This is a genomic window from Peteryoungia rhizophila, assembly GCF_004912145.1.
In the GTDB taxonomy this organism is placed as follows: domain Bacteria; phylum Pseudomonadota; class Alphaproteobacteria; order Rhizobiales; family Rhizobiaceae; genus Allorhizobium; species Allorhizobium rhizophilum.
The window spans coordinates 26,005-52,498 of sequence record NZ_STGT01000001.1 but is presented as its reverse complement, the minus strand read 5'-3'; the positions used below and the strand labels follow the sequence as shown (position 1 = coordinate 52,498).

General features: G+C 62.7%; 20 protein-coding genes. 9 read left to right on the top strand and 11 right to left on the bottom strand.

Features of this window, described 5'->3' with window-relative positions:
* Nucleotides 1-53: 53 nt before the first annotated feature.
* Complete coding sequence (locus E9677_RS00250; protein WP_136556102.1) at nucleotides 54-1,034, bottom strand: sensor histidine kinase; 981 nt, start codon at nucleotides 1,032-1,034, stop codon at nucleotides 54-56.
* Nucleotides 1,035-1,218: 184 nt separating this feature from the next.
* Between E9677_RS00250 and E9677_RS00245 the strand changes: the two genes are divergently transcribed.
* The gene (locus E9677_RS00245; RefSeq protein ID WP_136556101.1) at nucleotides 1,219-1,560 is read left to right on the top strand and encodes an MmcQ/YjbR family DNA-binding protein; all 342 of its coding nucleotides are present in this window, start codon (nucleotides 1,219-1,221) and stop codon (nucleotides 1,558-1,560) included.
* Between the two features lie 57 nt (nucleotides 1,561-1,617).
* Here the strand turns inward: E9677_RS00245 and E9677_RS00240 are convergent, their stop codons facing one another.
* From E9677_RS00240 to E9677_RS00230, 3 genes are all read right to left on the bottom strand, one after another.
* Nucleotides 1,618-1,911, bottom strand: coding sequence for a type II toxin-antitoxin system RelE/ParE family toxin (locus E9677_RS00240; protein ID WP_136556100.1), 294 nt, complete (start codon nucleotides 1,909-1,911; stop codon nucleotides 1,618-1,620).
* Nucleotides 1,908-2,156, bottom strand: coding sequence for a type II toxin-antitoxin system ParD family antitoxin (locus E9677_RS00235; RefSeq protein WP_136556099.1), 249 nt, complete (start codon nucleotides 2,154-2,156; stop codon nucleotides 1,908-1,910). The genes E9677_RS00240 and E9677_RS00235 overlap by 4 nt, the downstream gene beginning before the upstream one ends.
* A 114-nt stretch (nucleotides 2,157-2,270) precedes the next feature.
* Nucleotides 2,271-2,765 carry a hypothetical protein gene (locus E9677_RS00230; RefSeq protein WP_136556098.1) on the bottom strand — a complete coding sequence of 165 codons (495 nt, stop codon included), beginning with the start codon at nucleotides 2,763-2,765 and terminating at the stop codon, nucleotides 2,271-2,273.
* 235 nt (nucleotides 2,766-3,000) lie between these two features.
* Between E9677_RS00230 and E9677_RS00225 the strand changes: the two genes are divergently transcribed.
* Entirely contained in the window at nucleotides 3,001-4,131 is a 1,131-nt protein-coding gene (locus E9677_RS00225) for a site-specific DNA-methyltransferase (protein ID WP_136556097.1), read from the top strand.
* Between the two features lie 386 nt (nucleotides 4,132-4,517).
* Nucleotides 4,518-5,519 carry an OmpA family protein gene (locus tag E9677_RS00220; protein ID WP_168801081.1) on the top strand — a complete coding sequence of 334 codons (1,002 nt, stop codon included), beginning with the start codon at nucleotides 4,518-4,520 and terminating at the stop codon, nucleotides 5,517-5,519.
* A 52-nt stretch (nucleotides 5,520-5,571) separates the two neighbouring features.
* Here the strand turns inward: E9677_RS00220 and E9677_RS00215 are convergent, their stop codons facing one another.
* Nucleotides 5,572-6,183, bottom strand: coding sequence for an HAD family hydrolase (locus tag E9677_RS00215; protein ID WP_136556095.1), 612 nt, complete (start codon nucleotides 6,181-6,183; stop codon nucleotides 5,572-5,574).
* Nucleotides 6,184-6,186: 3 nt separating this feature from the next.
* Nucleotides 6,187-7,263: an A/G-specific adenine glycosylase gene (gene mutY, locus E9677_RS00210; RefSeq protein ID WP_136556094.1), complete on the bottom strand. Its 1,077-nt coding sequence runs from the start codon at nucleotides 7,261-7,263 to the stop codon at nucleotides 6,187-6,189.
* Nucleotides 7,264-7,331: 68 nt separating this feature from the next.
* Between mutY and E9677_RS00205 the strand changes: the two genes are divergently transcribed.
* Together E9677_RS00205 and E9677_RS00200 are read left to right on the top strand one after the other, a co-directional pair.
* On the top strand, nucleotides 7,332-8,546 hold the full coding sequence (locus E9677_RS00205; RefSeq protein WP_168801080.1) for an O-antigen ligase family protein: 1,215 nt from the start codon (nucleotides 7,332-7,334) through the stop codon (nucleotides 8,544-8,546).
* The gene (locus E9677_RS00200; protein WP_136556092.1) at nucleotides 8,527-9,030 is read left to right on the top strand and encodes a DUF721 domain-containing protein; all 504 of its coding nucleotides are present in this window, start codon (nucleotides 8,527-8,529) and stop codon (nucleotides 9,028-9,030) included. Before E9677_RS00205 ends, E9677_RS00200 begins: the two co-directional genes overlap by 20 nt.
* 164 nt (nucleotides 9,031-9,194) lie before the next feature.
* Here E9677_RS00200 and E9677_RS00195 read toward each other — a convergent pair whose 3' ends face one another.
* The 3 genes from E9677_RS00195 to E9677_RS00185 are packed head-to-tail and all read right to left on the bottom strand — an operon-like array spanning nucleotide 9,195 to nucleotide 15,371.
* On the bottom strand, nucleotides 9,195-11,426 hold the full coding sequence (locus tag E9677_RS00195; protein WP_136556091.1) for a CHASE2 domain-containing protein: 2,232 nt from the start codon (nucleotides 11,424-11,426) through the stop codon (nucleotides 9,195-9,197).
* On the bottom strand, nucleotides 11,423-13,963 hold the full coding sequence (locus tag E9677_RS00190; RefSeq protein ID WP_136556090.1) for a FecR domain-containing protein: 2,541 nt from the start codon (nucleotides 13,961-13,963) through the stop codon (nucleotides 11,423-11,425). Before E9677_RS00190 ends, E9677_RS00195 begins: the two co-directional genes overlap by 4 nt.
* Nucleotides 13,964-13,973: 10 nt before the next feature.
* Nucleotides 13,974-15,371, bottom strand: a complete 1,398-nt coding sequence (locus E9677_RS00185; protein ID WP_136556089.1) for a tetratricopeptide repeat protein — start codon at nucleotides 15,369-15,371, stop codon at nucleotides 13,974-13,976.
* A 384-nt stretch (nucleotides 15,372-15,755) separates the two neighbouring features.
* Between E9677_RS00185 and E9677_RS00180 the strand changes: the two genes are divergently transcribed.
* The 3 genes from E9677_RS00180 to E9677_RS00170 all read left to right on the top strand — a co-directional run bounded on the left by E9677_RS00180 (nucleotide 15,756) and on the right by E9677_RS00170 (nucleotide 20,461).
* Nucleotides 15,756-16,502, top strand: a complete 747-nt coding sequence (locus tag E9677_RS00180; RefSeq protein ID WP_136556088.1) for a DsbA family protein — start codon at nucleotides 15,756-15,758, stop codon at nucleotides 16,500-16,502.
* A gap of 78 nt (nucleotides 16,503-16,580) precedes the next feature.
* A complete protein-coding gene (locus tag E9677_RS00175) occupies nucleotides 16,581-20,045 on the top strand; it encodes a chromosome segregation SMC family protein (RefSeq protein WP_136556087.1) in 3,465 nt (1,154 codons plus the stop codon).
* Nucleotides 20,046-20,080: 35 nt separating this feature from the next.
* Complete coding sequence (locus tag E9677_RS00170) at nucleotides 20,081-20,461, top strand: Ivy family c-type lysozyme inhibitor (protein ID WP_136556086.1); 381 nt, start codon at nucleotides 20,081-20,083, stop codon at nucleotides 20,459-20,461.
* A 4-nt stretch (nucleotides 20,462-20,465) separates the two neighbouring features.
* Here E9677_RS00170 and E9677_RS00165 read toward each other — a convergent pair whose 3' ends face one another.
* Together E9677_RS00165 and E9677_RS00160 are read right to left on the bottom strand one after the other, a co-directional pair.
* Nucleotides 20,466-21,632: an MFS transporter gene (locus tag E9677_RS00165; RefSeq protein ID WP_136556085.1), complete on the bottom strand. Its 1,167-nt coding sequence runs from the start codon at nucleotides 21,630-21,632 to the stop codon at nucleotides 20,466-20,468.
* A gap of 358 nt (nucleotides 21,633-21,990) precedes the next feature.
* Nucleotides 21,991-23,304, bottom strand: a complete 1,314-nt coding sequence (locus E9677_RS00160; RefSeq protein WP_168801126.1) for an enoyl ACP reductase FabMG family protein — start codon at nucleotides 23,302-23,304, stop codon at nucleotides 21,991-21,993.
* A 357-nt stretch (nucleotides 23,305-23,661) separates the two neighbouring features.
* On the opposite strand from E9677_RS00160, the gene ppdK reads away from it, so the two are divergent.
* Complete coding sequence (ppdK, locus tag E9677_RS00155; protein ID WP_136556083.1) at nucleotides 23,662-26,328, top strand: pyruvate, phosphate dikinase; 2,667 nt, start codon at nucleotides 23,662-23,664, stop codon at nucleotides 26,326-26,328.
* Nucleotides 26,329-26,494: the final 166 nt, after the last annotated feature.

Below are 26,494 nucleotides of genomic sequence, written 5' to 3'. Positions count from 1 at the left end.
TGAGGGCGGCTCGGTTTCGTCGAGGGCAAGGCGCATTCCCGCACCAATCCCCTTCAGATCTCGCGCAGGGCTGCGATCGGCGCGGTCACCTCGACCACAAGCCCGGTTGGGGCATAGGTGATGCTCGCCTGCCCGTTGATGTAGCCGACCAGTGCCTTCTCGATCATCCGCGATCCGAAACCCTTGCGGGAAGGCACGGCGACGCTTGGTCCGCCGCTTTCGGTCCAGGCGAACCGCAACTCGCCTTCCGTGTCGCCGGGCTCGACCGACCAGGTAATGTGGACCTGGCCGCCGGCATTCGACAGCGCGCCGTATTTGACCGCGTTGGTCATCAACTCATGCAGTGTGAGGGCAAACGCGATGCTGCTCTTGGACGAGAGATAGACGTCCGGGCCACTCGCCTGAACGCGATCAGGCGATTGCGTCGAAGTGACCGATTCCACGATCAGTTTGAGCGTCGTCGAAACCTGGTTCTGCTTGATGAACAGATCCTGCGCGTGGCTGAGTGCATGCAACCGCTCGAGAAAGGCCACCCGGGCAGACGGAAGATCTGTGTCGTTGCGCAGAGTTTGGTTGGCCAGAGACTGAACGAGCGCGAGGATATTCTTGATCCGGTGTGAGAGCTCGCTGCGCAGCAATTCCTGCTCGGTCTCGAAATTCTTGATCGCCGTAATGTCGCGGGATACGGAGAGAATGCTTTCGACACGGCCGTCGTCACTGAAGATCGGGCTGACCTTCACATCCCAGAAGCGCCGGTTTCCCTTGATTGTCGGGGCGAATCCAGTGAACCGCGAGTTCTGGCCTTGGCGGGCTGCCTCGACAGCGTCGACGGCGGCGAGATTGCCTTCGTCGCTCCATAAATCAGGCCAGTGGCAACCCTTGATGTCATCGAAGTTGTCGACTTCCATCACGCGCCGCCCGCCGTCGGTCATGTATTCCAGCGCGCCTTCTAGGCTGATGATCTTGATGCAATCATCCGAAGACGCCAGTGCTGCTGCAATGAATTTCGGATCCTGGTTCTTGTTGATCGACATCTATATCCAGCAGGCTTTCCTGATTGTCTATCGGACATCTAGTGCATGCTGGCTCGATTTGCACTGCTCGCGGCAGAGGTTTTGTTTTTTCTTTCTCCCGGTTTGCTGGGTAAATCAGACGAGAGGCCCGATCTTGTTCATGACAGGCCGGCCGATCCCGGGCATGATCGCATGAGGAGGCGCCATGATCACCCTCGATATGCTTCGCCAGATCATCCTTGCTCTGCCGACGACGGAGGAAACCACGTCGTGGAATGCGGTGTCTTTCAAGGTCAACGGCAAGGCCATGCTGTTCTGGAACCCGACCCATGATTGCCCGGTCTTCAAGGTCCCCTTCGAGGAGCGCGACCACCTGATCGAGATGGACCCCGACACCTTCTTCACGACGGACCACCATCGGCCCCATCCAATGGTGCTGGCCCGCCCAGAGCGTCTCGACATCGAATGGGCGCGGGAAAACCTTACGCGTGTCTGGCGGGCGCAGGCGAAGAAGGCGGTGGTGAAGGCTTGGGATGGGGGGCGGTAGCGGTCCTCTTCTCCCCGCGGGGGAGAAGGTGGCTCGCAGCGCCGGATGAGGGGGATTTCAGGTCGGCAGATTTCGACTGACATCCTGCTTCTGATGCAGGATGCGGACGACTTCAATCCGATCCTTCTTGTCCCAAAAATAGATGATATGCGATCCGACGGACTGCTTCAGGTAGCCTTGGCGAACATCCACGGGGCGGCCCCGCAAGAAACCCGAAGCGAGGCGAGTGCAGGTTGCGCGTATCTCGTCCGTATAGTTGTCGGCCTGCTCGACGCCCCAACTCTCGGCCGTGAAATCCCAGATTTTGTCTAGATCGGCAGTTGCCGCTGGTAAGAGCGCGAGCGCTCTCATCCGGCCTTGAACTCGGCACGCTTGCGCGCCTTGAAGGCATCGAAATCGAACGGCTGAGGCTCACCGGACTGTTCGCCTTCAATCAGCGCATCCTGCAAAGCCTTGACCTTGGCCTCATGCTCTTCGAGCAGGCGCAGCCCAGCCCGCATGACTTCGCTCGCGGAGCCATAGCGCCCCGTCTCCACCTGCTCATTGATAAAGCTGGTAAAGTGGTCGCCGAGTGTCACGGAGGTGTTGCGGGACATGGAAGCTCCTACAGGCTTGTACCAAAATATAATATACGGGCATGAAATACAAGATGAACGGGCTCTCAGATCAACTCAGCCCTGTCGGGAAATGTACCAGTTTCCAGAGCCTCCTCAGCACGGCACCTTGGTCCCATATTCGGCGTAAACCTGCAGGCTCTTCCTAGCCAAATGGATTTCCTTCCTTGAGACCTGACCCGGCTCAAACGATAGCACGGCAGATGGAGCCCCGGGGCAGGCCCTGCGAACAGCCATGTTCACGGAGCCATGGATGAAGATGTATCGACCGAGATCGACGCAATTGGGCTCACCTGTTTCGATAGGAGTTCCGTCTCCGGCGCATCGGCTGGGGTAGGAGAAAATATCTGCCGTTGTATTGAGCCGGCTGAGAGCAGCGCTCTCGCTAAAGATCTCCCAGACGAAATAGGAGGCCATCGCGACGGCTGCGAAAAAGGTCGCCACTCGCATGAGGCCAACAGCAACACTTGGTCCATCGTCGGCATCCCGCGAAGTTGGCTTGCGGAAATCAAGCGGCAATTCTGAATGTTTCATACTTTGTTCAGGTGAAATCGAGTTGCGCGCTACAGCTTGCGCGGCGCCTTCAGTCATAGGGGGGCGTGAAGAGCTGTGGGGCAAGCGGTTCTCCAGCCGCTGGTTTCTGTGACCGTAAGAAGAGTGCTTCAAGCAATAGTTGCTTGCAAGCGGCGCTGCTGCTTATCGAGATGATCCCCACACACATCCCACCCCCGCACAAAATCTCACGCCCTCTTCACCGTTCAGTAACCAACTTCGGTAACCATAAGCCTCACAACCCGTGCTGCGTCAGCGTAAGAGTGAGTAACCGATGGCTTCTGTATTTCCGATTGCCGAACTCCGCCGTTCGTCCGACCCGCTGGCCTGGGTCGACAGCATCATCAAGGGCGACTGCGTCTCTGCGCTGGAAGCCCTTCCCGACAAGTCCGTCGACGTCATCTTCGCCGATCCGCCGTATAACCTGCAGCTCGGTGGCGCCCTGCATCGCCCCGACCAGTCGGTCGTCGATGCCTGCGACGACGAATGGGACCAGTTCGCCTCGTTCGAAGCCTATGACGCCTTCACCCGCGCCTGGCTCCTGGCCTGCCGCCGCGTCTTGAAGCCGACCGGCACGATCTGGGTGATCGGCTCTTACCACAACATCTTCCGCGTCGGCGCCACCCTGCAGGATCTCAACTTCTGGATCCTCAACGACATCGTCTGGCGCAAGACCAACCCCATGCCGAATTTCAAGGGCCGCCGTTTCCAGAACGCCCATGAAACCATGATCTGGGCATCGCCGGATCCGAAGGCCAAGGGTTACACCTTCAACTACGATGCGATGAAGGCCTCGAATGACGACGTGCAGATGCGCTCCGACTGGCTCTTCCCGATCTGCTCGGGTGGCGAGCGGCTGAAGGGTGACGACGGCAAGAAGGTCCATCCGACCCAGAAGCCGGAAGCACTTCTCGCCCGCATCCTGATGGCCTCGTCGAAACCCGGCGACATCGTGCTCGATCCCTTCTTCGGCTCCGGCACCACGGGTGCGGTTGCCAAGCGCCTCGGCCGACATTTCGTCGGTATCGAACGCGAGCAGGATTACATCGACGCAGCCTCTGCCCGCATCGCCGCTGTCGAGCCACTTGGTAAGGTCGAACTGACCGTCCTGACCGGCAAGAAGGCCGAACCCCGCGTCGCCTTCAACGTGCTGCTGGAAGCCGGTCTCGTAAAGCCCGGCCAGGTGCTGACCGACATCAAGCGCCGCCACTCCGCCATCATCCGCGCCGATGGCACGCTGACGGCAAACGGCGAGGGCGGTTCGATCCACCGCATGGGCGCCAAGGTACAGGGGCTCGATGCCTGCAACGGCTGGACCTTCTGGCATGTCGAGGAAGAGGGCGCGCTGAAGCCGATCGACGATCTGCGCAGCGTGATCCGCAGCCGCATGGGCGGCCTGGAATAGGCCTTCTGCAACAAGCGCTACCGGCGCGACGTTCCGCGCCGGTACACCCGTCTAAAAAAACATTAGAATAGCATCACATACTTGTGATCAGCTTCGAGCAAGTCGGGCACTCTATGTGGGCTGCATTCGATCTTTCGGGATCGAACTGGCGCGGGCAGGGGTCCGCCAACTCCACCCGCGCCAGCGCTTTCACAGCAACTGCCACTCCCTCTCTCTCATGACCCGGATATCGTCACCCATCCGCTTGGGATCGGTTTTGTTTGGCCGCATGCCACACGGTTGAAATCCACGCCGCGTGATAGGAAACACTTGATCAGGCAAGGCGATCGCGCCACCATCCGGTCCGGTGGCAGGCCATTGGCGGAATGCCCGGTCAGAGGTGCTTCATGGTCCGGATATCCGCGCAATTTTTTGCCATTTTCGCGCTCGCGCTGCTGGGCTCCGTTGACGACAGTTCCGCAGAAACCTGTCCGCCCCTCGAAGGCTTTGCACCGCTCGAGGCCATGGCGGTCTATGACGGGGCCTGCCTCTACGGCGCGGAGGACGCAGGCTTTACGCGCTTCGATTTGCCCGTCGGCCCGATGAAGGGCGGGGCGCCGACCGAACTCAAGCCGGTCGAGGGCCAACTGCAGCGCCGGCTCTATGTCGCTCCGGAAGGTGCTAGTGCCGCCGATGTCTTTCTGAATTATCGCACCGCTCTGCTGGGGGCCGGTTTTTCGAGCCTGTTCGAATGCGCCGGGCGAAGCTGCGGCAGCAACAATGCCCTTCTTGGCAAGCTGGTCATCTATCCTGCAGACCGAAAGCTGCGCAATCTGGGCTCAGCCTCCGAGTTTGCGCTCTATATCAAGGATGGCGAGCATTACATGGCAGCCGTATCAGCCGATGGCACGCGTCATGTGGCGCTCTACGTCGCGCAGAACCAGAAAGCCCCGCTTTCCGGAAATGCCTCCGAGCGTGCGGCCGTGCATCTGGATCTTGTCACCTCGGCAGCCCTCGAAAGCCGCATGATCGATGCCGCAGCCATGGCCAAGGGCATTTCGGACGAGGGCCATATCGCGCTCGACAATGTCTATTTCGACTTCGGCACGGCAAACCTGTCGCCGGAAGCTGCACCCGCTATCGCCGAGATGACAAAGCTCCTGACCTCGAACCCGGAGCTGAAGGTCTATATCGTCGGCCACACCGATTGGATCGGGGACGCCGAGACGAACTTGTCGCTGTCACAAAAGCGGGCGCAAGCGGTCATGGCAGCCCTGGTGTCGGCGGGCATCTCGAAAGAACGCCTCGCCGCCGCCGGAATGGGCATGCTGGCACCGCGCGCCAGCAACCAGACAGAGCCGGGTCGCGCCATGAACCGCCGCGTGGAACTGGTCGAGAGACCCGGTTGAGGCAAAAGCGGCCCGCCTCAGCAGGCCGCCCAATGCGTCTTCGTGTGGACGATTAAAGGCTGATGCCCAGCCCCTGCAGATCCGTCTTCAGCTTCTCCGCACCGGTAAAATGCACCGCCTGCCAGCCGGCCGCACGCGCGCCTTCGACATTGGGCAGGCTGTCGTCGATGAACACTGAATGCGCCGGCGAGAGATCAAAATCCTTCGCATGCCGCTCGTAAATGGCAACGTCCGGCTTGATCAACCCAACCTCGCCCGAAACCGTGACGCCGCGCGGCAGGTTGAGGAACGGATACATCCGGCGAGCCTCGGAAAACGTGTCGGCGGCAAAATTGGTCAGCATTGTCACGTCGCAACCGGCATCGATTAGGCCGGTCATGACAGCTACGCTGTCCTCATAGGCGTGAGGCACCATCTCCGCCCAGTGCTTCCGGAAAGCGCGGATCTGCGCTTCCTTCTCGGGAAACTCCCCGATCAGCAGCGCCTCGGCCTCGGCCCAGCTGCGACCGCGATCCTGCTCGATGTTCCAGTCATGGGTGCAGACCGATGCGAAGAAATCCGCCCGCTCTTGCGGGTCGGGGATGATCCGCGAAAAAGGCAGGTTCGGATCGTAATGGATCAGCACCTTGCCGATGTCGAAGACGATATGGCGGATTTCGGTCATGTCTTAACCCTTGAGTGTTGGAAAGGCGGTTGGAATAGCTGCCGCAATTGCCTTCTTCATGACAGTCGGCAGCGCTTCCCCATCAAGTTCGGTGACGGGCACCCAGAAACCGTGATCTCCGGGTGGACTGTCGATTGGCCCGACCCGGAAGATCGACAGCCTGAGCTCGAAATGGGTGAAGACATGGGAGATCGCTCCCGCCGGCTGCCAGTCAGCCGGGAAGGGTGCCGCATCCACGCCGGTCTCGCCGTCCTGCCGTGAGGTCCAGTCTGTCGTCGGCACCTCCGTCATGCCGCCCAGCAAACCGCTCTCCACCCGCTTGCGCAGCAGAAGCCGCCCCTCGCGATCAACAGCGATGAAGGCAGCTCCAAGCCGCACGGGCTTCGCCTTCTTGGCGGCCTTGACCGGGAAACGCTCGGGCTCATCTGTGGCGAGCGCCACACAGGCATCGTTGAACGGACAGAGCGCACAGGCCGGCCGCTTCGGCGTGCAGATCGTGGCGCCGAGATCCATCATCGCCTGGGCAAAGTCGCCCGGCCGGTCGGTCGGCGTGAGTTCCGCCACCTTCGCCTTCATCTGCGGCTTCGATCCCGGGAGCGGCGCCTCGATCGCAAAGAGCCTCGAGATCACCCGCTCGACATTGCCGTCCATGACAGCGGATGGCCGGTTGAAGGCGATTGCCGCGACGGCGGCAGACGTATAGTCGCCGATGCCGGGAAGCGCTCGCAGACCCTCTTCGCTGTCGGGAAACACACCGCCATGCTGAGAGGCAACGGCCTCCGCGCATTTCTTCAGGTTGCGGGCGCGGGCATAGTAGCCAAGCCCCGCCCACGCGGCCATGACATCCTCGTTCGGCGCCTCGGCCAGATCCTTGACCGTCGGCCATCGGCTGATGAACTTGGCGAAATACGCCTTCACCGCTGCAACCGTCGTCTGCTGCAGCATCACCTCGGACATCCAGATGTAATAGGGATCCGGCTTGACGCCGCGCTTGGCGGCATCAGGCGAGATCCGCCAGGGCAGCTCCCGATGATGCCGGTCATACCAGACGAGGAGGGTTGTGGATTGTGGGGCTGTCATGGCCTTGTGGCTCGGATAAATTGCGGTTACCTGTCGCAACGATTTAAGGGGCGGGTAACATGCATCTATTGAAACGCACGATGAATGAAAACAACCTGGTTGCGATATACTTGGTTTTCGGCTTGGCGGCTCTGGGCGGATCGGTCGTCACCATCCTGCTGGCCGCCTCGGCAGTGTGGGCTATCCTCTATCTCTCATTCGGAAAAATTGCATGTGTTTGGCGGGATGGCACTCGCCTGTTCACTCTCGCCATCCTCGTCTATGTTCTCGTAAATCTCGTCTTTTTTGGACTAAATTTCGGCCAGACCTTCACCTCTCCGCTCCTGGAGATTAAGAAGCTTGCGCCGCAAATCCTTTTTCTGGGCGCAATCCCGGTCATGATGCGTTTGTCCCTGAGCTCTGCAGAGAGCCTGCTCCGCAGCGTGCCACGCGCCGCAGCCGTCGGCGCGATCCTTGTCTTGCCTCTCGCCGCCTATCAGGCCTTCGCGCTTGGGGAGCGTGCGGAAGGCGGCAGCGGCAATGCAATTCCCTTCGCACTGACTTGCGCCTTTCTTTCCGTTGCTTCCCTGATCACACTCCTCGAAGAGGATCGCCGCCTCCGACTTCTTGGAATTTGCGGCTTTTTCAGCGGCTACCTCTGCATATTTCTCTCCCAGACCAAGGGCTTGATGCCCATTCCGCTCATCGGGCTGGCTCTTGTCTTGGCGCAACACCTTCGTCACAAATTGCGCTTGGGTCAGGTGTTGGCGATTGGTCTGGCGGTCTGTGCCTTCGTCGCCATCGGCATCTATGCCTCAGGAAGTCATCATCGCCTGAAGGAAATCGCTGTACTGACGGGCGGAGCCAGTGACGCGGCGCTCAGCCAATCGACGACAGTTCGCCTCGATCTCTGGGACAAGGCACTGACGGCCTTCGCGCAAAAACCTGTCACTGGACACGGCCTGCAGAACCGGCGTGCCCTGATCCAGGAATTTGGCTATGGCTATTCCCACCTGCACAACGGTTACATCACGGCGCTTGTGGACAATGGCGTCATTGGCCTTTTGGCGCTTGGCCTCCTCATGTTTGCGCCACTTTTCATCGCCCTGAGGGCGCCGAAGGATGCGCTTCATGCTCCGCGTCTGTTGTTGGCTCTGGCGCTCGTTTTGACGTATGCATTTGGTGGGTTGACGAATTTAATCTTCGGCCATGATATCTATGATGCCCTATTCCTCTGGGTCGGATTGGTGATTGCCGTATCGGCCACGCCGAAAGCGAGTGACGATGTCGAAGGATCAGCCTAGCCGATACGGCGCAAACCAGATCGCCGACATCGCCAACGGGATCGTCGATCCCGTTCTGGCGCGCCGTGCCGGCATCAACACGGCCCTGCTCGGCTCCTGGGAAGACATCGTCGGCGAGAATTTCGCCGATTGCACACGCCCGGAAAAGATCGCCTGGCCGCGCCGCTCGGACCTGCCGGAGGACGGCGGCCATCGCCCCGGCGTGCTCACCATCGCCTGCGAGGGCGCACGCGCGCTCTTCCTGTCCCATGCCCAGGGCGAACTGATCGCCCGGATCAACGGCTTTTTCGGCTATCCCGCAATCGGCCAGGTTCGCATCGTGCAGAAGCCGGTCTCGGTCGCGAGCGCCAGGCCGAAGATCAGGAAACTCGAAGGCGAGAAGGCACGCCGCCTCGAAACCATGATGGAGGGGATCGAAGACGAAAACCTCCGCCGCGCGGTGGAACGTCTCGGCACGGCGGTTCTGCAGGCAAAACGCAAATAGGCTGGCGGTACCCGACAACGTCTGGCCCGCCGGCAATTGCGGCATCTCGAACAGGCCACCCCCCGAACTCGCCCTGATGGTCCACCGCCTCTGCGCCACCGCGCTCGCCGAACGTCTGACAATCGGCAACCGGGTGGTTCAGGCGCTGCACGAGTGAAGGGGGATTACTTGCTGTTCGCCGTGAACACGCCGTCCCAGCCTTCCGGCGCAGTCTCAGGAAGTTCCGCCAGGCGCTCGCCATAAAGCGCATGCGTGCCGGTCAGGGCATTCTCCGGCATGGACAGCAGCGCCTGCAGCCTCTCCCGTGCCACGCCCAGATCGCCCGCCTGCCATGCGGCGATGAAATCATCGTGACGCTGAACCAGTTCGGCGACCCGCCCGGAGATTTCCCCGGCTACGCCGACAAGCGCAAACAAGGTCACCGGCGCCCGGCGCCCGACCACGCGCACCCGGTCAACTTCGGCAAACAGCAGCCCCGTTGTCCGCGCCCGTACGTCCTCGGTCACGAGGATCGAGGCGTCGTAGAGCTTGGTCATGCCCTCGACGCGTGAGGCGAGATTGACGCTGTCGCCGATGCAGGAGTAGCTGAAGCGCTGGTCCGAGCCGAGGTTTCCCACACAGGCCATGCCGGTATTGAGACCGATGCCGATCTTGAGCGCCATGCCGCTCTCGCGGTTCAGCCGCTCGAGCGCTGAGACCATATCGAGCGCGGCAAGGCAGGCCTTTTGCGGATGATCGGCGATGTCGAGCGGCGCGTTCCAGAAGGCCATGACGGCATCGCCGATATATTTGTCGATCGTCGCCTCGCGCTGCAGAAGCACTTGCGTCATTGGCGTCAGGAAATTGTTGAGCAACCCCGTGAGTTCGGCCGGGGTCAGCTTTTCCGAAAGCGCGGTGAAGCCGCGGATGTCGGAGAACAGGATGGTCAGTTCCCGGTCCTCGCCACCGAGCGTGAGGCCTTCCGGATTTTCCGAGAGCCGTTCGACCAGTGTCGGCGAGAGGTAACGCCCGAAGCTTTCGCGCACGAAACGCTTTTCGCGGTGGGTGAGCATCAGGAGCAGCGGCAGGGCCGTCAGCAGCACCGCGCCAAGCGCTGCCATCGGCAACAGCGGATCGAAAAGCTTCAGCGCTTTCGCAAACGCGACCCACGAGCCGCCGGCAACAAGGATAGCCAGCAAGAGGCCGGTCACTACCGAAAGGGCAGGGGTTGCGGTGGCCAGCACCAGAAGCAGCACGAGACCTGCTGCAACCGCTGCCGCCCGCTCCGCGCCGATCATCCAGTCCGGCCTTTGCAGGAAGACGCCGCTCGCGATCTGGTCGATGATTTCCGCATGCACCTTCACGCCGGCCATGGCCGGATCGATCGGCGTCGCCACGATGTCGCGCAGGCCGACGGCACTGGTGCCCACCAGCAGGATGCGCCCCTGGATCTGCCCCATGAGCATGGCGGCCTTGGTCGGATCGAAGAGATCGGCGGCGGAGATGACATTCATCTTCGGCAGGCCGGAATAGTAGATCCAGATCTCGCCATCGGCGGACAGCGGTACATCGAGGGCGCCGACCCTCAGATCGGTTATCGCCGCGCCATCTTCGCTCCCCGCCGAGCGCAGGAGGAAGGAGCTCGCCTGTTGGGCGATCCGAAGCGTCTCGATCGACAGCGCCGGATAGAGCTTGTCGCCGCTCTTCGAGACGAGCGGGAAAGTGCGGATGATGTTGTCGGCCGCAGGCGGGAAGGAGAAATAGCCCATCGCGGACGCGCGCTCGGTCAGTTCGGGCAGGTTCGAAAGAGCGCCAGAATAGGGCAGAAGCCGTGCCCGTGGATCAGCCCCCACAAAGGAGAAACCCGCCTTGGGGTCCGAAGCCGCAACAGAGGTTTCGTTGCTGAGTGCGATCCCGAGTGCCACTGCATTCGAGGCCACCGCCCCGGCTAGCAAGGCGTCCGGATCCGGCAGATCGGGATCGACCTCGATGGCGATGCCCTGGCGCCGCATCTCCTCGACGAGGCGCGCCGGTGCCGTCCGATCAGGTTCGGAGAACACGATGTCGAAGCCGATGGCAGCCGCTCCGAGCCCGCTTGCGCGCGTCACGATCTCGGCCACAGTTCCGCGCGACCAGGGCCATTGCCCGAGCTTGCCGATCGAGGCCTCGTCGATATCGATGACCGCGACCGGCGGATCGGTCGCCGCGCGCGGCTTGATGACCTGATAGGCGTCGAACACCAGTGCCGTCAGCCGGAAGGCTTGCGGGGCGAGTGCCGCATGCGCGGTGATCACCGCGACGAGCGCTGCTGCCCCCATCAGCATCACGCCGAGCTTGCGCCGTTGCGATGAGGACAGACGGCGACGTGGCGTGCGGGGCTGCACCGTCGTCGGGCGCCCCTGTGCAGAAGCTGTCACTGAGGAATGTCCGCGGTGCTGCCTGCGAAGATGCCGGTCGACGACCAGTTGCCGTCCGCCGCCGAGAAGTTGCCCATGATGCCCTTGACCGGATCCGTGCCGTTGGAGGCGAAGGCGCCGGTGACGCTTGCGGCAATGCCGCTGCTCGAACTGCCGCTGAAAGTGGCCGTACCGCTGCCGAAGCTGACATCGGCGCTGAAGGTCTTGCTGTCATAGCCTGAGACCGCAACGGTGCCGGTGCGTGAGCCGAAGTCCATCGTCGAGGTCATCGCCCCGGTCGCGATGTACTGCGCACTGCCGTTGATGACTGTCCCGACCGCATTGCCGTTATAGGTCGCGGTCCCCGAGGTCGGGATTGCGCTGTTTTCCGGCTGCTTGCCGATGATCCAGTTGCCGAGATGGACGCTGTAGTTGATTTCGCCATAGACGTTGCTGCCCCACCAGCCCCAGGTCATGAACTCGCAGGCATTGCAGATCGCGGAACTGGTGCCATTGTCGAAGATCATCGCTGGCACGACGGCAGACGAGACCATGTAGGAGCCGTCTTTGGAACTGGTACCGGCAATCAGCTGGTCAGAGAGATAGCCTTTGTCGGCGTCGTCATCGAATTCGGCGAAGTAGCTGCCACTGTCTGTGCTGATACTGCCCTCGAAGGTGCCCTTCGCAGTGTCGAAGGTGAGGTCTGCACTCCCGCGCGTAACGGAACTGCTGTCTTCCGATGTGCCGACGCCGGATGAAAACCCTGTCATGGTCTGCCCGCCGAATGTCCGGCTGGCGCCGGGCTTCGCCGCCTCGTCCCGGCTCACCACATGGACCTGCTCATATCCCGCGAATTCTGGGGCCGCCTCGCCGAAGACTGTGTCTGTGATCGAGCCGGATGCGATGACCAGATACTCGCCGTCTGCACCGAGGAAATGATCCGCACCGGCCTTCGAGCCGATGCTGGCCGCCGTGCCCTGTCCGTAGGTGGCGCTGTCGATTGCATTCTCACGGCTCGATCCGGCCGTCGATGCGGCAAGCCCGTAACCGCCGCCGGAAAGCAGATCGAAACTGCCGCTCAGCACGTTGATGGCGCTGGTTTGCCCGGCGCCCGTGCCGTTGATGACGAGCGAAGCCTGCAATGCGCGACCGACAACCGATCCGCTCACATCGGCAACGCCACCCACCAGGAGGTCACTCACCACGGCTTCGCCGCTGTCGATGAAGCTGCCGGTGAAGGGGATCGTCTGCCCGTCGGCATTCATCAGGGCTGCCAGCAGGTCCGGCTCCAGCACGTAAGACAGGATCTCTTCGGTCGAGAGCGTTTCCCGCGCAACGGCGGGCGTTCCGCCGACCACGTAGAAGGCTTGCGGATCGGCACTTCCGGCACTGAGCATATAGGTGAAGAAACCACCGCTCCCGGTATAGGCCGTGCCGCTGACCGCCGTTCCGTTGACCTCGCCCGTGACGGTCTGCTCCGTCAGCACGCTGGTCGACGAGAGTTCCGGCAGTGTGAAGTCGTTGCCGGCGCCGTCGGTGCCCGTCAAGCTGCCGTCGGCATTGCGGACGAGCGTACCACTCGACTGCTCCAGTCGGATGCCGCTCGGGTCTGTGGTAAGGGGGACATTTCCTCCGCCGTCACCGCCTGTTTCCACCGGCGAAAGAACCGAAACGGCGATCCTGTCATCGTCTCCATCACCACCATCCACCGGCACCTCCGGCCGCGGCCCCACATCCCGCTGCGATTCACCCGCCACATCCTCGGCCGGCGTCGTCACGACCGGCCGTGGCTGCGGCACCGGGATCGTATTTTCCGATGGCAACTGCGCCGAATTGCTTCTGGCGACTGTGCTCGTGGCGACTGTCTGGTCTGTCGGTCTGTTGCTCGCACCCCCGCTCTGGCCGGGACGGCCGGCGAGGAATTGCTGCAAGCCACTCACCCATTGCGGCGGCGTCCGCTGGATGCGCGGCTGGCCGTCGCCGGCGACGATCGAGAAGCCCTGTTTGAACAGCCGTTGCGGCGAACCATTGCCGCTAAGCTGCACTTCCTTGCCATAGACCAGCGTCATATGCGGCGGCAGTGGCTGCCCGTCGCGCGTCTGGCCGTTGAGATTGATGTCGACCACGGCACCACGAATACCGGCCGTGCCGATCGGCGTGTCGATCTTCACGTTTCCGCTCGCCTTGGAGGCCTTGCCGCCGATGAAGCGCAGCGCCCCCTTTGTCATGGTCGCGGCAAGCGAGGCGGTATTCTTCTCCGGATCGTAGACGAAGCTGTCGATCACCACGGATGAATTCGGCCCGACCGTGAAGGATGTCCCGTCAACGAGCAGGATCTGCACCAGGCCTTCGCTGCTCGTCTCGATTCTGTGATTGCGGATGACGGGGTCGCCGAGCGAGATCAGGCGGGGCCTGCCGGCTCCGTCGAAGGCTGTCGCCTTCGGATTGACCGCAGCCGTCACGCCCGCGATATCACCTTCGGCCCGCACCGCAGAGCTGGCAAGCAGAAGCAGTGCGGCAGAGGCGCAGAGCAGGGCATGATGTTTGTTCGTCTTCATCGTGATGCTCCTAAAAGGCTGCCTGGATGCCGATCGACAGCGAAATATTGTCGAAGGCCTTGATGTCGTAGTTCGACCAGACCTTGCGGTAACCGGCCTCGGCCACCAGCGCCACGCGCTCGTTGAACGGCGTGATCTGGCGAAGGTTGAGACTGAAGTCCGTGTCACGTTGGCTCTCGGTCACGTTGATCATGGTGTCGGGGTCGTCATGAGCGCGACCCGCCACTGCCGCTTCCAGCCCGATGATCCAGGCCGGCCCGTTGCCGATCAGCGCTGCATAGCGATAGGTGCCGGAGATCGCGCCCCCGACCTCGGTGGAGGAGAGATAACCCGTCTCGGCATCGCGCCGTGTCGCGAACATCCGGCCGGTGAGGCTGAAGTCCTCGCTCACATTGTGCGACCAGGAGGCTTGCGCATCGAAGCGGTCGCCGGACTGCAATTCCGCCGTCTGGCGCGACTTGGTGTTGGAATAGTCTTCGTAACGGTATTGCAGGCTCGCCGACAAACTGTCGACCGGCGTAACCTGCCAGTCGAAATTGGTCGAGATACCGGCGGAAGCGAGGTAGCGGTCGCCCTCGATCAGGACGCCGTTGGTGAGAAGCATGACGGAGAGCGACCTGTCGTCCAGCCCGAAGCGGCCGAGATCGAAGACGGGCCCGGCATAGGCTTCGGCCGCCGCCGTGTTCAGCGTGTCGCGGTTGCGGTATCCCGCCGCATAGCCGGATACGCCCGCCTCCAGCGACAGGCCCTGGATATCGGTATCGTGGCGATAGCGCAGGCCGCCATTGACGAAAGCATTGAAGTCCTCGCCGGCGACGCTCAGGTCATCCAGCGTATAGGAGAGACCGTTCAGCGTGACGGTGGAATTTAAAGGACCCGCATTGGCATTGCTCTGATAACGCAGCCCGGTGCGCAGCATGCCCGAAAGCTGCGATGGAGCGCCACGTCTGTCGATCGCCGCGAGATACTGGTCGACCTTGGCCGAGACCTCTGGCGGCACGTCGCCGGTAGCCTTGGCGCCATCGAAATACTGCCGCGCCGTTTCATAGGCGCCGAGCCGGTAATAGAGCACGCCGAGTTCGAGTTGCAGCCGGGGCAGGCCGGGCGCATAGATCAGCATGCGCTCCAGCGTCGAGATCGCCCCTTCCAGGTCACCCGCCTGCGAGGACAGGGCGGCGTATTCGAACGCCGTGTCGAGATCGTCGGGGGCGACCATCATCCTTTCGAAGAGAGCTTTCCGCTTTGCTTCGATCGCGCCCAACGAGATGCTGCCTGTTCGCGGCGCGACATTCTGCGATTGCTGGGCAAGGGTCGGAAAAACAGGCATGGCCAGGAAAAGAGCGCCAACCGCAAGGCTCAACTTGTATGAGGCGAGGCGAAACACGCCCAGGATCTTCGGCAATAACATTTGAAAAGAACTCTAAGTATGAACTGTCGAAAATCCTTACGGCAAGGCGAGCTCTTGTTTGAATACGAGAAACGCGGGCCGGTCGGCCAAGTTTGGTGAAGTAGCAGGCGTCGCGCGGTCGAGGCTCGAATTGTTAGTCGTCCCGATGCCCTCTGGCAATGCAGAGCGCCGATGCCTTCCCCAACCACGTCGCTTGCCGATCAACGACCGAGTCCAACCGCAGACAGGGGTGCGAGAAAACGCAGATCCCCGTTCCTTCGAGGGCAAATGGCGACAAAAGGTCACGGAACTTTGATTTTTCGCGGGTGCCCCTGCCTTGTTTGCCGCCTTTTGCCGTTATAACGGTGGACCCATCCAAGACCCTTGCAAGCAGGTAACTGACCCATGTCGACTTCCGAACTCTCGATCACCAAGCGCCGTCTCCTCGGCGGCATCGCCATCGCCGCAGTCTCCATGGCGCTCACCGCCTGCAGCGACGCAGAAGACAAGGCTGCCAGCGCTGAAGCCCAGCCGGCCGTCAGCAACGAGACCACGGCCTCGACCACCTCTGCCGAGATCCCGACCGCCGATCGCGATGTCGACATGGAAGAGGCCCTGAAGCCGGGCTCGCTGAAGGAAATGGCGCTCGGAGATCCGAACGCGCCGGTCAAGGTGATCGAATACATGTCGATGACCTGCCCGCACTGCGCAAACTTCCACGAAAACACCTTCGAGACGATCAAGACCAAGTATGTCGACACCGGCAAGGTCTACTTCGTGCTGCGCGAATTCCCGTTCCCGCAGGACACCGCCTCGCTCGCCGCCTTCATGCTGGCCCGTTGCACGACCGAAGACAAGTTCTTCCCCTTCGTCTCCATGTTGCTCAAGCAGCAGCGCACCTGGGCGGCCCCCGGTGACGGTGACGTCCGTGGCGCCATGCTGCAGCTCTCCAAGCTGGGTGGTTTTACACAGGAGACCTTCGACGCCTGCTTGACGAACGCGCAGCTTGCCGGTGATGTGTCGGCAGTCCGCGATCGCGGTGCTGAGGAATTCGGAGTTCAGTCGACCCCGACCTTCCTGATCAATGGCAAGGCCTATTCGGGGGACATGTCGGTTGACTCCATGTCGGCCCTCTTCGACAGCCTTCTCTGATCGACGCTCCGTTTTGACGACGGGCGCCGGGGAAACCCGTGCGCCCGTTTTTCATGCCTTCCCGATTGGGATGACGCCATGAAATTCAATCGCCTGCGTGTCGTCGGCTTCAAGTCCTTCGTCGAACCCTCAGAATTCATCATCGAGCGTGGCCTCACCGGCATTGTCGGGCCGAACGGCTGCGGCAAGTCCAATCTCGTCGAGGCCCTCCGCTGGGTCATGGGCGAGAATTCCTACAAGAATATGCGCGCCTCCGGCATGGACGACGTCATCTTCTCGGGCTCCGGCAACCGCCCGGCGCGCAACTCGGCGGAAGTCGGCCTCTATCTCGACAATTCCGATCGCACCGCACCCGCCGCCTTCAACGATGCCGACGAGATCCAGGTCACCCGCCGAATCGAGCGCGGCAATGGCTCGGTCTATCGGATCAACGGCAAGGAAGCCCGCGCCAAGGATGTGCAGCTGCTGTTTGCCGATGCCTCGACCGGCGCCCGCTCGCCCTCCATGGTTGGTCAGGGCCGCATCGGCGAGCTGATCCAGGCCAAGCCCCAGGCGCGCCGGCAATTGCTCGAAGAAGCCGCCGGCATTTCCGGCCTGCATTCGCGCCGCCACGAGGCGGAACTCAGGCTGCGTGCCGCCGAGACCAATCTTGAGCGGCTGGAAGACATCACCGCCCAGCTTGAAAGCCAGATCGAGAGCCTGAAGCGCCAGGCCCGCCAGGCCAACCGCTTCAAACAGCTCTCCGCCGATATCCGCGCGCACGAGGCAATGCTCCTGCATATCCGCTGGGCGCAGGCCAAGCAGGCCGAGGGCGAGGCCGAAAGCGCCTTAAACCAGGCCATGTCGACGGTCGCCGAGAAGGCGAACCACCAGATGGAGGCGGCCAAGCTTCAAGCCGTTGCGAGCCTCAAGATGCCGGAACTGCGCGAGGAGGAGGCCAAGTGTGCCGCAGCGCTCCAGCGCCTGCAGATCGCCCGCAGCCAGCTGGACGAGGAAGCCAGCCGTATCCTGCGCCGCCGCGACGAGCTCACCCGCCGTCTCGCCCAGCTCGACGAGGACATCCGCCGCGAGGAGCGTCTCGTCTCGGAGAATGCCGAGGTCATCAATCGCCTGGCCGAGGAAGAGGCCGAGCTCGAGGAAATCCTCGCCGATGCCGGACGTTTTGCCGAAGAGGCCAAGGAGACCTTCGACGCCGCCGCGGCGACACTCGCCGAAAGCGAACGCGATTTCACCCGCCTGACCGCAGAACGCGCCGAGGCCGCTGCCGGCCGCAACCAGCTGGAACGAGCCATCCGCGATTTGGCCGAGCGCCGTGCCCGTCTCGAGCGTCAGGTCTCCGACGCCTCCCGCGAACTCTCCGAGATTTCCGATCGCATCGCAGCTCTGCCCGATCCGGACGAGAAGCGCGAAATGGTCGAGATCGCCGAACAGGCGGTGGCAGACGCTGAAAGCGCCGCTATGGAAGCCGAGGCCGCGCTGACCGAGGCTCGCCTCACCGAAAGCCATCTACGCCAGCCGCTCGAAGCCGCCCGCGCCCACGTCAACGGTCTGGAGACCGAAGCCCGCACCATCGCCCGTATCCTGGCCTCAACGACCACAGGCGACTTCCCGCCTGTCGCCGACGACCTCTCCGTCGATCGCGGCTACGAAACCGCGCTTGGCGCCGCTCTGGGTGACGACCTCGACAGTGCACTCGACCAAGCCGCTCCCGCCCACTGGCACGGCAATGGCGACGGGGAAGGGGACCCTGACCTACCATTCGGCGCGAAGCCGCTAATCGCCCATGTCCGGGCGCCCTCGGCACTCACTCGCGCTCTCCGCCAGATCGGCGTCGTCGAGGAAGCCGACGCCCTCCGCCTGATGGCAAGCCTTGCCCCTGGCCAGCGCCTCGTCACCCTTAACGGCGCCGTCTATCGCTGGGACGGCCATGTCACCGGCGCCGATGCCCCAAGTGCAGCCGCCCTGCGTCTCGCCCAGAAGAACCGCCTCGCCGAAATCGAGATCGAAACAGAGGAAGCCCGCGACCAGATGGTCGCGGCCGAGGATCGCCTCGCCGAGGCCGCCGACGCCATCCGAACCGAGGAAGCTCGACTGACGGATGCCCGCGACCGCAGCCGCCTGACGGTCCGCGCGCTCGCCGAAGCCCGCGATGCCCTTGCGCAGGCAGAACGCGCCTCGGGCGACCTCATCCGCCGCCGCGAGGTGATCGAGGAGGCGGTCAATGGCCTGAAGGGACAGATCGAGGAGATCGTCGAGCAGGAAGAAACCGCCCGCATCGAGATGGAGGAGACGCCCGACCTCTCCGCCCTCGACGCCCGCCTGCGCGACGCGGAAGCCGTCGTTGCCCGCGACCGGGGCCTGCTTGCCGAAGCCCGCGCCCGTTTCGAGGGGCTGGCCCGCGAAGACGAGATGCGCCGCCGCCGCATCCTCTCGATCCGCCAGGAAAAGCAGAACTGGCAGAGCCGCGCGAAATCCGCCGAGGAGCATATCGCGACCCTGCGCGAGCGCGAGGCGGAAGCCCGCGAGGAGATCACCGATCTCGAAATGGCGCCCGACGAATTCGAGGACAAGCGCCGCAACCTGATGACCGCCCTCGACAAGGCCGAGAAGGACCGCCGCGACGCCGCCGATCGTCTGATCGAGGCCGAGACCCGCCAGCGCGAGGCTGACCAGAAGGCGGCAGCCGCCTTGGCCGAGCTTGCCGAAAGCAGAGAAAAGCGCGGCCGCGCCGAAGAACGCCTCGTCTCCGCCCGCGAATGGCGCCTCGATGCCGAGGCCCGCATTGCCGAAGCGCTGAACGTCCCCCCGCACGAGGCCTTCCGCCTCACGGGCTTGAGAGACCCGTCACAGATTGGCGATCTCCGCGAAGTCGAGCGCAATGTCGACCGGCTGAAGATGGAGCGCGAGCGCCTGGGCGCCGTCAACCTGCGCGCCGAGGAAGAGCAGAAGGAACTGTCCGACAAGCTCGCTGCCATGATCAAGGAGCGCGACGACATCATCGATGCGATCCGCAAGCTGCGCGGCGCAATCCAGAGCCTCAACCGCGAAGGTCGCGAACGCCTGATCGCCGCCTTCGACGTTGTCAATGCGCAGTTCCAGCGCCTCTTCACCCACCTGTTCAATGGCGGTACAGCGGAACTGCAACTGATCGAAAGCGACGACCCGCTGGAAGCGGGCCTCGAAATCCTCGCCCGCCCGCCGGGCAAGAAGCCGCAGACCATGACGCTGCTGTCAGGCGGCGAACAGGCGCTGACCGCCATGGCCCTGATCTTCGCCGTCTTCCTCACCAACCCCGCGCCGATCTGCGTTCTCGACGAGGTGGACGCGCCGCTCGACGACCACAATGTCGAGCGTTACTGCAACCTGATGGACGAAATGGCAGCCTCCACCGAGACCCGCTTCGTCATCATCACCCACAACCCCATCACCATGGCCCGCATGAACCGCCTCTTCGGCGTCACCATGGCCGAACAGGGTGTCTCCCAACTCGTCTCCGTCGATCTGCAGACGGCGGAGGCGCTGCGCGAGAGGGATTTGGTGTGAGGCGACTCCTCATCACGTTTGGCGTGTTGGCTGCCATGAGCGCCAGCCCCCTCCACGCCCAGACGGCCTCCACCTCGCTCGCCGGCAACTACCTGCCGAGCGTGCTGGCAACCTCCCCGGCCCATCGCGACAGTCTGATGGAGATGATCAAGGGCAAGCCCGGTCTGCCCTTCTGGGTGCGCGCGCTGGTCCGCCAACCGCGTTACGTCGCGCTCGCCTCCGAGGAGGTCGCGGTCAAGGACAGGCGCATGCAGCTCTTCCGCGCCTGCGAGCCGCGCACCTGCGAAACCAGCTGGATCCGCGTGCTTTATTCTGAAGACGGTAAGCGGGCGCTTCTCTATATCTCCGACGCCAAGCTCGGCATCAAGATCTTCGGCGATCCGACGCCGGAAGAGCTGGCCTTCCTCACCCGCTAAGCCTTCAAGCCGCCAACTTCTCCCGCCGAGCCGGTCCGACCGGCAGCGCGCCGCTCGCGAGGATCGAACCGAGCACCAAGGGCAGGCAGACCAAGTAAGCGTTGCGGATGCCGAAGGCTTCGGCGACGAAGCCGAGCAGCGGGGGGCCGAGGAAGAAGACGACGAAGGCCATCTGCGCGATCGCTGCGACATTGATCACTGCCGGCCGGTCCGTGCGCTGTGCCGCGGCTGAGACCGCCATCGGATAGACCGCGCTGCAGCCGGCGCCCATCAGCGCAAAGCCAATCAATGCCAGCGAGGGGGAGGGCGCAAGCCAGGCCATGGCGATGCCGAGAGCCGCAACCGTCAACAACACCCGCCCGACGAGCCTTGCCCCATAGCGATCCACCACCGGGTCGACAGTGAGCCGCGCCAGCGCCATGAAGAAGGCAAACAGCGTAAGCCCCGAACCCGAGATGAACGGCGAGACGTCGAAGACCTCTTCCATGTAGATCGTCGACCAGTCGATTCCCGCACCTTCAATCAGGAATGCCGAGGTGCCGATGATGCATAGCGGCAGGAGAGCCAGCGTCGGCAGCGCGAAATGCGGTGCCTTGTCCTCGGCTCCGGCAGTGGTGAGGACGGGAGCGTTCTTCATGCCCGCGATCGTGATCGCGCCGATGATGAACATCAGCCCGAGCAGCATATGCATATGCACCTGCATCGTCACCCCGGCCTGCCGCACCAGCGAAGCTGTGATGGCGGTGACGAAGAATCCGAGGCTCCAGCAGCCATGCGCGCGGTTCATGATACCGAAACCAGCCTGCGCCTCGATCCGCCCGATCTCGACATTGAGGCAGATCTCCAGCGCGCCGGCCAGAAGTCCGACAGCAAAAAGCGTTGCAAAGACGAAGGGCGCGGACGGCAGAAGCGAGATGACGGACAAGAGCGCCATCACGCCGAGCAGCGAGATGGCCAGCGTCGTGCGCGAGCCGAGCCGGACGATCAGCGGGGATGAGAGGGTGAGCGAAATCAGCGAACCGATCGCCATGCCGATCAACGTCAGCCCCAGCTCCGCCTTGTTGACCGAAAGCTGCACCTGCAGGTCTGGCAACCGCGAGAACAGCGACCCGGTCGACATGGCGAAGAGAAAGAAGGCGATATAGACGCGATACTGCGGCTGAAAATGCATCGGGAAGACTCGATTTGTCTGATGACCAGTCAACGGCGTGCCAGCATCGGTCGAAGATGTCTAGCCGTCCCGGAAGCCGATCGGTTCGCCCCCGGAAAAGGCCCTGTCCAGACGGGGCGTGCACGTTGAATGGCTTGCACTGCAGGGCCCGCACCCGCCGTCATCCTCAGGCTTGTCCCGAGGATCTGCCAACGGGGGCATGAATGGGACGCTGAGGGGAGGGCCCTGACCGTCGGGCCAAGAGCGGCGGCAGTAGGTCCTCGGGACAAGCCCGAGGATGACGATCCACCGAAACGAAAAATGCCGGATGCAAAGCTCCCGGCACAATCCTATTGGCCACTGCTTACTGACTACTGGCTCACCCAGCCGAATTGATCTGCCGCGCCACCATGTCGTGGTTGAGCCAGAGCACCGGCGCCGACGGATCAGCCACTTCGCCGAAGATCAGCGCGCCGGTCGCCTCGACCACGAGCACGCTCAGATAGTCCGAGATCAGCGCCTTGCCGTCCTTGTGCATCTGGGCGATCTCTTGCGAGGTGCCGATGGTGATGTCCGACTGGCCCTGGCTGTTCGGCATCGGCCATTTGTTGAAGTCGTAGAACGGGATCATCACGTCGCTGGCCTGGAAGTCGGCGATCTTCTGCAGAACGTCGTCGATCGTCGCACCCTCGACCAGAAGGTTCTGGCAATCAGCCCAAACCTTCTCGGCCCGCGCGCCGCCGTTCTCCTTCTTCAACGCCTTGAGCAGCGGCAGAAGCGGCAGCTCGATGCCGGCGAAGACATCGGACGAATTGGTGCGGATCTCGGGGCAGTTGAACACGGTCGCCTTGATGCCGGAAGCGAAGGCCTCTTCGGCAATCGCCTCGAGCTTCATCTTGGCATAGCCCTGGGTGTAGTTCGTATAGGTCTGCCAGCGATATTCGTCGCCGATCAGGATGCCGGTGCCGTGATAGCCATAGGCCGAATAACGCACCTGGCCACCGCTCTTTTCGATGCGGGCGCGGATCGCAGCACTGCCTTCGATCAGGTGACGGAAGGTGTTGGCCGAAACTTCGTCGAAGTTCTGCAGGATGAGCTTGCCGAGATCGCTGTCGAGCAGCACCTGCGAGGACATGTGGCGCGCGCCGCGGCCCTTGTAGATGCGGTTGGCAAGAACGAGGAAGACCTTCGCCTTCGGAATGCCGCCGGCCATGGTGTGGGCGAAGTGAACATTCTTGCCATCGGCAATCATGCCTTCCAATTCCGCCATGATATCGGCAACGGCCTTCTGGAAACGTTCAACGCCAACCTGACGGCACTTTTCGATATGCGCCCAGTCGAGCTTTTCCGTTTCCCAGTTTTCCAGCGTCAGCGAGGACAAGAGGTCGGTCGGCGTCTTCTCGCCTTCGGGTGCATCGAGGTCGAAGCCGGCCATGGCGGGAATGTTGATGATCCGGCCACCGAGATTGGCTTCCGCCTGGGCGAGCTCTTCGTCGGTCAGCGGACGCAGCTTGTTGTTCTCGTCGCGGCGGCCAACGGTGATCCCGATGATCTCCATGCCGGCCTTCTTCGCCTGGTCGAGCAGGCCCGTGACATAGCCGCGCCCGAACAATTCGCCGAACAGGACGAAGACATCGCCCTTGCGGTAGAGGTTGTTCTGCGGGATCTCAGTCAGGGAAACCGGGCTGGTCAGTGTCATTTTGATTCCAAATTACAATTGGCGTGCATGCCCACTAGCAAAGACTGAGCCGCAGTGCATCATCCCGGCACGTTTTCTCTGGTCATTTTACATGACCGTTCATCGCATTGCGTGATGAGCTGTAACAAACGCCGGTCAGTCCGCCTCTGCCCGGAGGGCTCGAAGAGGACATCGGCCTGCCGCACATCATCCATCCCGCAGGCTGACGAAACTTCACGTCGCGTGAGCTCTTTCGGTCCGAACCGCCGCAATTATGATGCATTGCAGCATAATCTTGAGGGGGTGGCGTTTCCAATCCGTCACAATTGCTGTAAATGGTGGAAAAACAAGCCTGTTCGGGTGGAGAGGGCGATGCGCAAATGGGTTTACACCTTCGGCGGAGGAGTGGCCGAGGGGAGTAGAGCCGAGATCGAGCAGCTGGGAGGCAAGGGGGCCAATCTCGCCGAAATGGCGGCGCTTGGTCTGCCGGTGCCGCCCGGCCTCACGATCGTGTCAGATGCCTGCGGGCTCTACTACAAGAACGACAAGACCCTATCGGAAGATCTGCGGGCGCAAGTGCTCCAGGGCATAGCCGGGATCGAGGCGGCGACGGGCCGCGCCTTTGGCGACACCAGTCATCCGCTGCTGCTATCGGTTCGATCAGGCTCGCGCACCTCCATGCCCGGCATGATGGACACCGTCCTCAATCTCGGCCTCAACGACCACACCGTCGAAGCGCTCGGCCACCACTCGGGCGATGCCCGCTTCGCCTGGGACAGCTATCGCCGCTTCATCCAGATGTATGGCGATGTCGTCATGGGCCTCGACCACGAGATATTCGAGGAGATCCTTGAGGATGAAAAGGCCCGTCTGGGCCATGAGCTCGATACGGAAATGTCCGCCATCGAATGGCAGCATGTCGTGAAGCTCTACAAGGAACTGCTGGAGCAGGATCTCGGCCAACCCTTCCCGCAGGATCCGCATGTCCAGCTCTGGGGCGCGATCGGCGCCGTGTTCTCCAGCTGGATGAACCCGCGCGCCAAGACCTATCGTATGCTGCACAATATCCCCGCAGAATGGGGCACCTCGGTCACCGTCCAGACCATGGTCTTCGGCAACCTCGGCTCGACCTCTGCCACCGGAGTCGCCTTCACCCGCAATCCATCGACGGGCGCCAAGGAACTGTACGGCGAGTTCCTGGTAAATGCGCAAGGCGAGGACGTCGTGGCCGGCATCCGCACCCCGCAATCGATCACCGAGGCCGCCCGCATCGACAGTGGCTCCGACAAGCCCTCGCTCGAAAAGCTGATGCCGGAGGCCTTTGCCGAGTTCAACGCGATCTGCGACCGGCTGGAAGCCCATTACCGCGACATGCAGGATCTTGAATTCACCATCGAGCGCGGCACGCTCTGGATGCTCCAGGCCCGCTCGGGAAAACGCACCACCAAGGCTGCGATGAAGATCGCCGTCGACATGGTCGCCGAGGGCCTGATCAGCCAGCAGGAGGCGGTCCTGCGCATCGAGCCCTCCTCGCTCGATCAGCTCCTGCACCCCACCATCGATCCGCGTGTCGATCGCCATGTGATCGGTTCGGGCCTGCCCGCCTCACCGGGAGCGGCGACCGGCGCCATCGTCTTTACCGCAGAAGAGGCGGTCGAGGCGGAAGCCGAAGGCCGCAAGGTCATCCTCGTCCGTGTCGAGACGAGCCCCGAGGACATCCACGGCATGCATGCCGCCGAAGGCATCCTGACCACGCGTGGCGGCATGACCAGCCATGCGGCGGTCGTCGCCCGCGGCATGGGCATCCCCTGCGTCTCCGGTGCCGGCACCATGCGCGTCGACCTGCGCCAGGAAAAGCTCGTTGGCCTCGGCGTCACACTGACAAAAGGCGATATCATCACCATTGACGGCTCTTCCGGCCAGGTGCTGAAGGGCGAGGTGCCCATGCTGCAGCCGGAACTCTCGGGCGATTTCGCCCAGCTTATGGTCTGGGCCGATGCTGCCCGCCGCATGACCGTGCGCACCAATGCCGATACGCCGGGCGACGCGCGCGCCGCCCGCTCCTTCGGCGCAGAGGGCATCGGCCTTTGCCGCACCGAACACATGTTCTTCGAAGGCGAGCGCATCCACGCGATGCGCGAGATGATCCTCGCCGAAGACGAGGCCGGCCGTCGCGCCGCCCTCGACAAGCTCTTGCCCATGCAGCGCTCTGACTTCACCGAGCTCTTCACCATCATGCATGGCATGCCCGTGACGATCCGCATGCTCGATCCGCCGCTGCATGAATTCCTGCCCAAGTCGGATGAGGAAATCGAGGAAGTGGCCAACGCCATGGGCCTCGAACCCGGTTTCATGCGCCGCCGCATCGATGCGCTGCACGAATTCAACCCCATGCTCGGCCATCGCGGCTGCCGGCTTGCCATCTCCTATCCGGAGATCGCCGAAATGCAGGCCCGCGCCATCTTCGAAGCCGCCGTCGCCGCCGCCCGCGAAACGGGCGCACCCGTCGTGCCCGAAATCATGGTCCCGCTGGTCGGCCTGCGCTCCGAGCTGGATTACGTGAAAGCCGTGATCGACCGCGTCGCCGCCGAAGTCATGGGCGAAGCCAAGCTCGAGATCTCCTATCTCGTCGGCACGATGATCGAACTGCCCCGCGCCGCGATCCGCGCCCATATCATCGCGGAAGCCGCCGAATTCTTCTCCTTTGGCACCAACGACCTGACCCAGACCACCTTCGGCATGTCCCGAGACGACGCCGCCCGCTTCATCCCGACCTATCAGCGCAAGGGCATCATCATCCAGGACCCCTTCGTATCCCTGGATTTCGACGGCGTCGGCGAACTCATCCGCATTGCCGCCGAACGCGGCCGCAAGACGCGCCCCGACATGAAACTCGGCATCTGCGGCGAACACGGCGGCGACCCGACCTCCATCCACTTCTGCGAGGATGTCGGCCTGGATTATGTGTCGTGCTCGCCGTTCCGCGTACCGATTGCGCGGCTGTCTGCGGCCCAGGCGGCGATCAAGGCGCGGGGGTAGTTTGGTAGGAGCACAGCGTCGTCTCTACCCGCTCGCCTGCGCCTTGAACTTGCCCATGCACAGTGTTTTTAAATGCGATCGCCGTGTATGCGGCTATCGTCTACGAGATCTTTTGCGGTCGGTGGAGCCAGATCGAAGGTCGCGCGTTTAGCAACGTGAAAACTCG

Excerpts from the sequence above, each read along its gene's own strand:
- E9677_RS00250 (WP_136556102.1), bottom strand. The coding sequence starts at position 1,034 with ATGTCGATCAACAAGAACCAGGATCCGAAATTCATTGCAGCAGCACTG.
- E9677_RS00245 (WP_136556101.1), top strand. The coding sequence starts at position 1,219 with ATGATCACCCTCGATATGCTTCGCCAGATCATCCTTGCTCTGCCGACG.
- E9677_RS00240 (WP_136556100.1), bottom strand. The coding sequence starts at position 1,911 with ATGAGAGCGCTCGCGCTCTTACCAGCGGCAACTGCCGATCTAGACAAA.
- E9677_RS00235 (WP_136556099.1), bottom strand. The coding sequence starts at position 2,156 with ATGTCCCGCAACACCTCCGTGACACTCGGCGACCACTTTACCAGCTTT.
- E9677_RS00230 (WP_136556098.1), bottom strand. The coding sequence starts at position 2,765 with ATGACTGAAGGCGCCGCGCAAGCTGTAGCGCGCAACTCGATTTCACCT.
- E9677_RS00225 (WP_136556097.1), top strand. The coding sequence starts at position 3,001 with ATGGCTTCTGTATTTCCGATTGCCGAACTCCGCCGTTCGTCCGACCCG.
- E9677_RS00220 (WP_168801081.1), top strand. The coding sequence starts at position 4,518 with ATGGTCCGGATATCCGCGCAATTTTTTGCCATTTTCGCGCTCGCGCTG.
- E9677_RS00215 (WP_136556095.1), bottom strand. The coding sequence starts at position 6,183 with ATGACCGAAATCCGCCATATCGTCTTCGACATCGGCAAGGTGCTGATC.
- mutY (WP_136556094.1), bottom strand. The coding sequence starts at position 7,263 with ATGACAGCCCCACAATCCACAACCCTCCTCGTCTGGTATGACCGGCAT.
- E9677_RS00200 (WP_136556092.1), top strand. The coding sequence starts at position 8,527 with ATGTCGAAGGATCAGCCTAGCCGATACGGCGCAAACCAGATCGCCGAC.
- E9677_RS00190 (WP_136556090.1), bottom strand. The coding sequence starts at position 13,963 with ATGAAGACGAACAAACATCATGCCCTGCTCTGCGCCTCTGCCGCACTG.
- E9677_RS00185 (WP_136556089.1), bottom strand. The coding sequence starts at position 15,371 with ATGTTATTGCCGAAGATCCTGGGCGTGTTTCGCCTCGCCTCATACAAG.
- E9677_RS00180 (WP_136556088.1), top strand. The coding sequence starts at position 15,756 with ATGTCGACTTCCGAACTCTCGATCACCAAGCGCCGTCTCCTCGGCGGC.
- E9677_RS00175 (WP_136556087.1), top strand. The coding sequence starts at position 16,581 with ATGAAATTCAATCGCCTGCGTGTCGTCGGCTTCAAGTCCTTCGTCGAA.
- E9677_RS00170 (WP_136556086.1), top strand. The coding sequence starts at position 20,081 with ATGAGCGCCAGCCCCCTCCACGCCCAGACGGCCTCCACCTCGCTCGCC.
- E9677_RS00165 (WP_136556085.1), bottom strand. The coding sequence starts at position 21,632 with ATGCATTTTCAGCCGCAGTATCGCGTCTATATCGCCTTCTTTCTCTTC.
- ppdK (WP_136556083.1), top strand. The coding sequence starts at position 23,662 with ATGCGCAAATGGGTTTACACCTTCGGCGGAGGAGTGGCCGAGGGGAGT.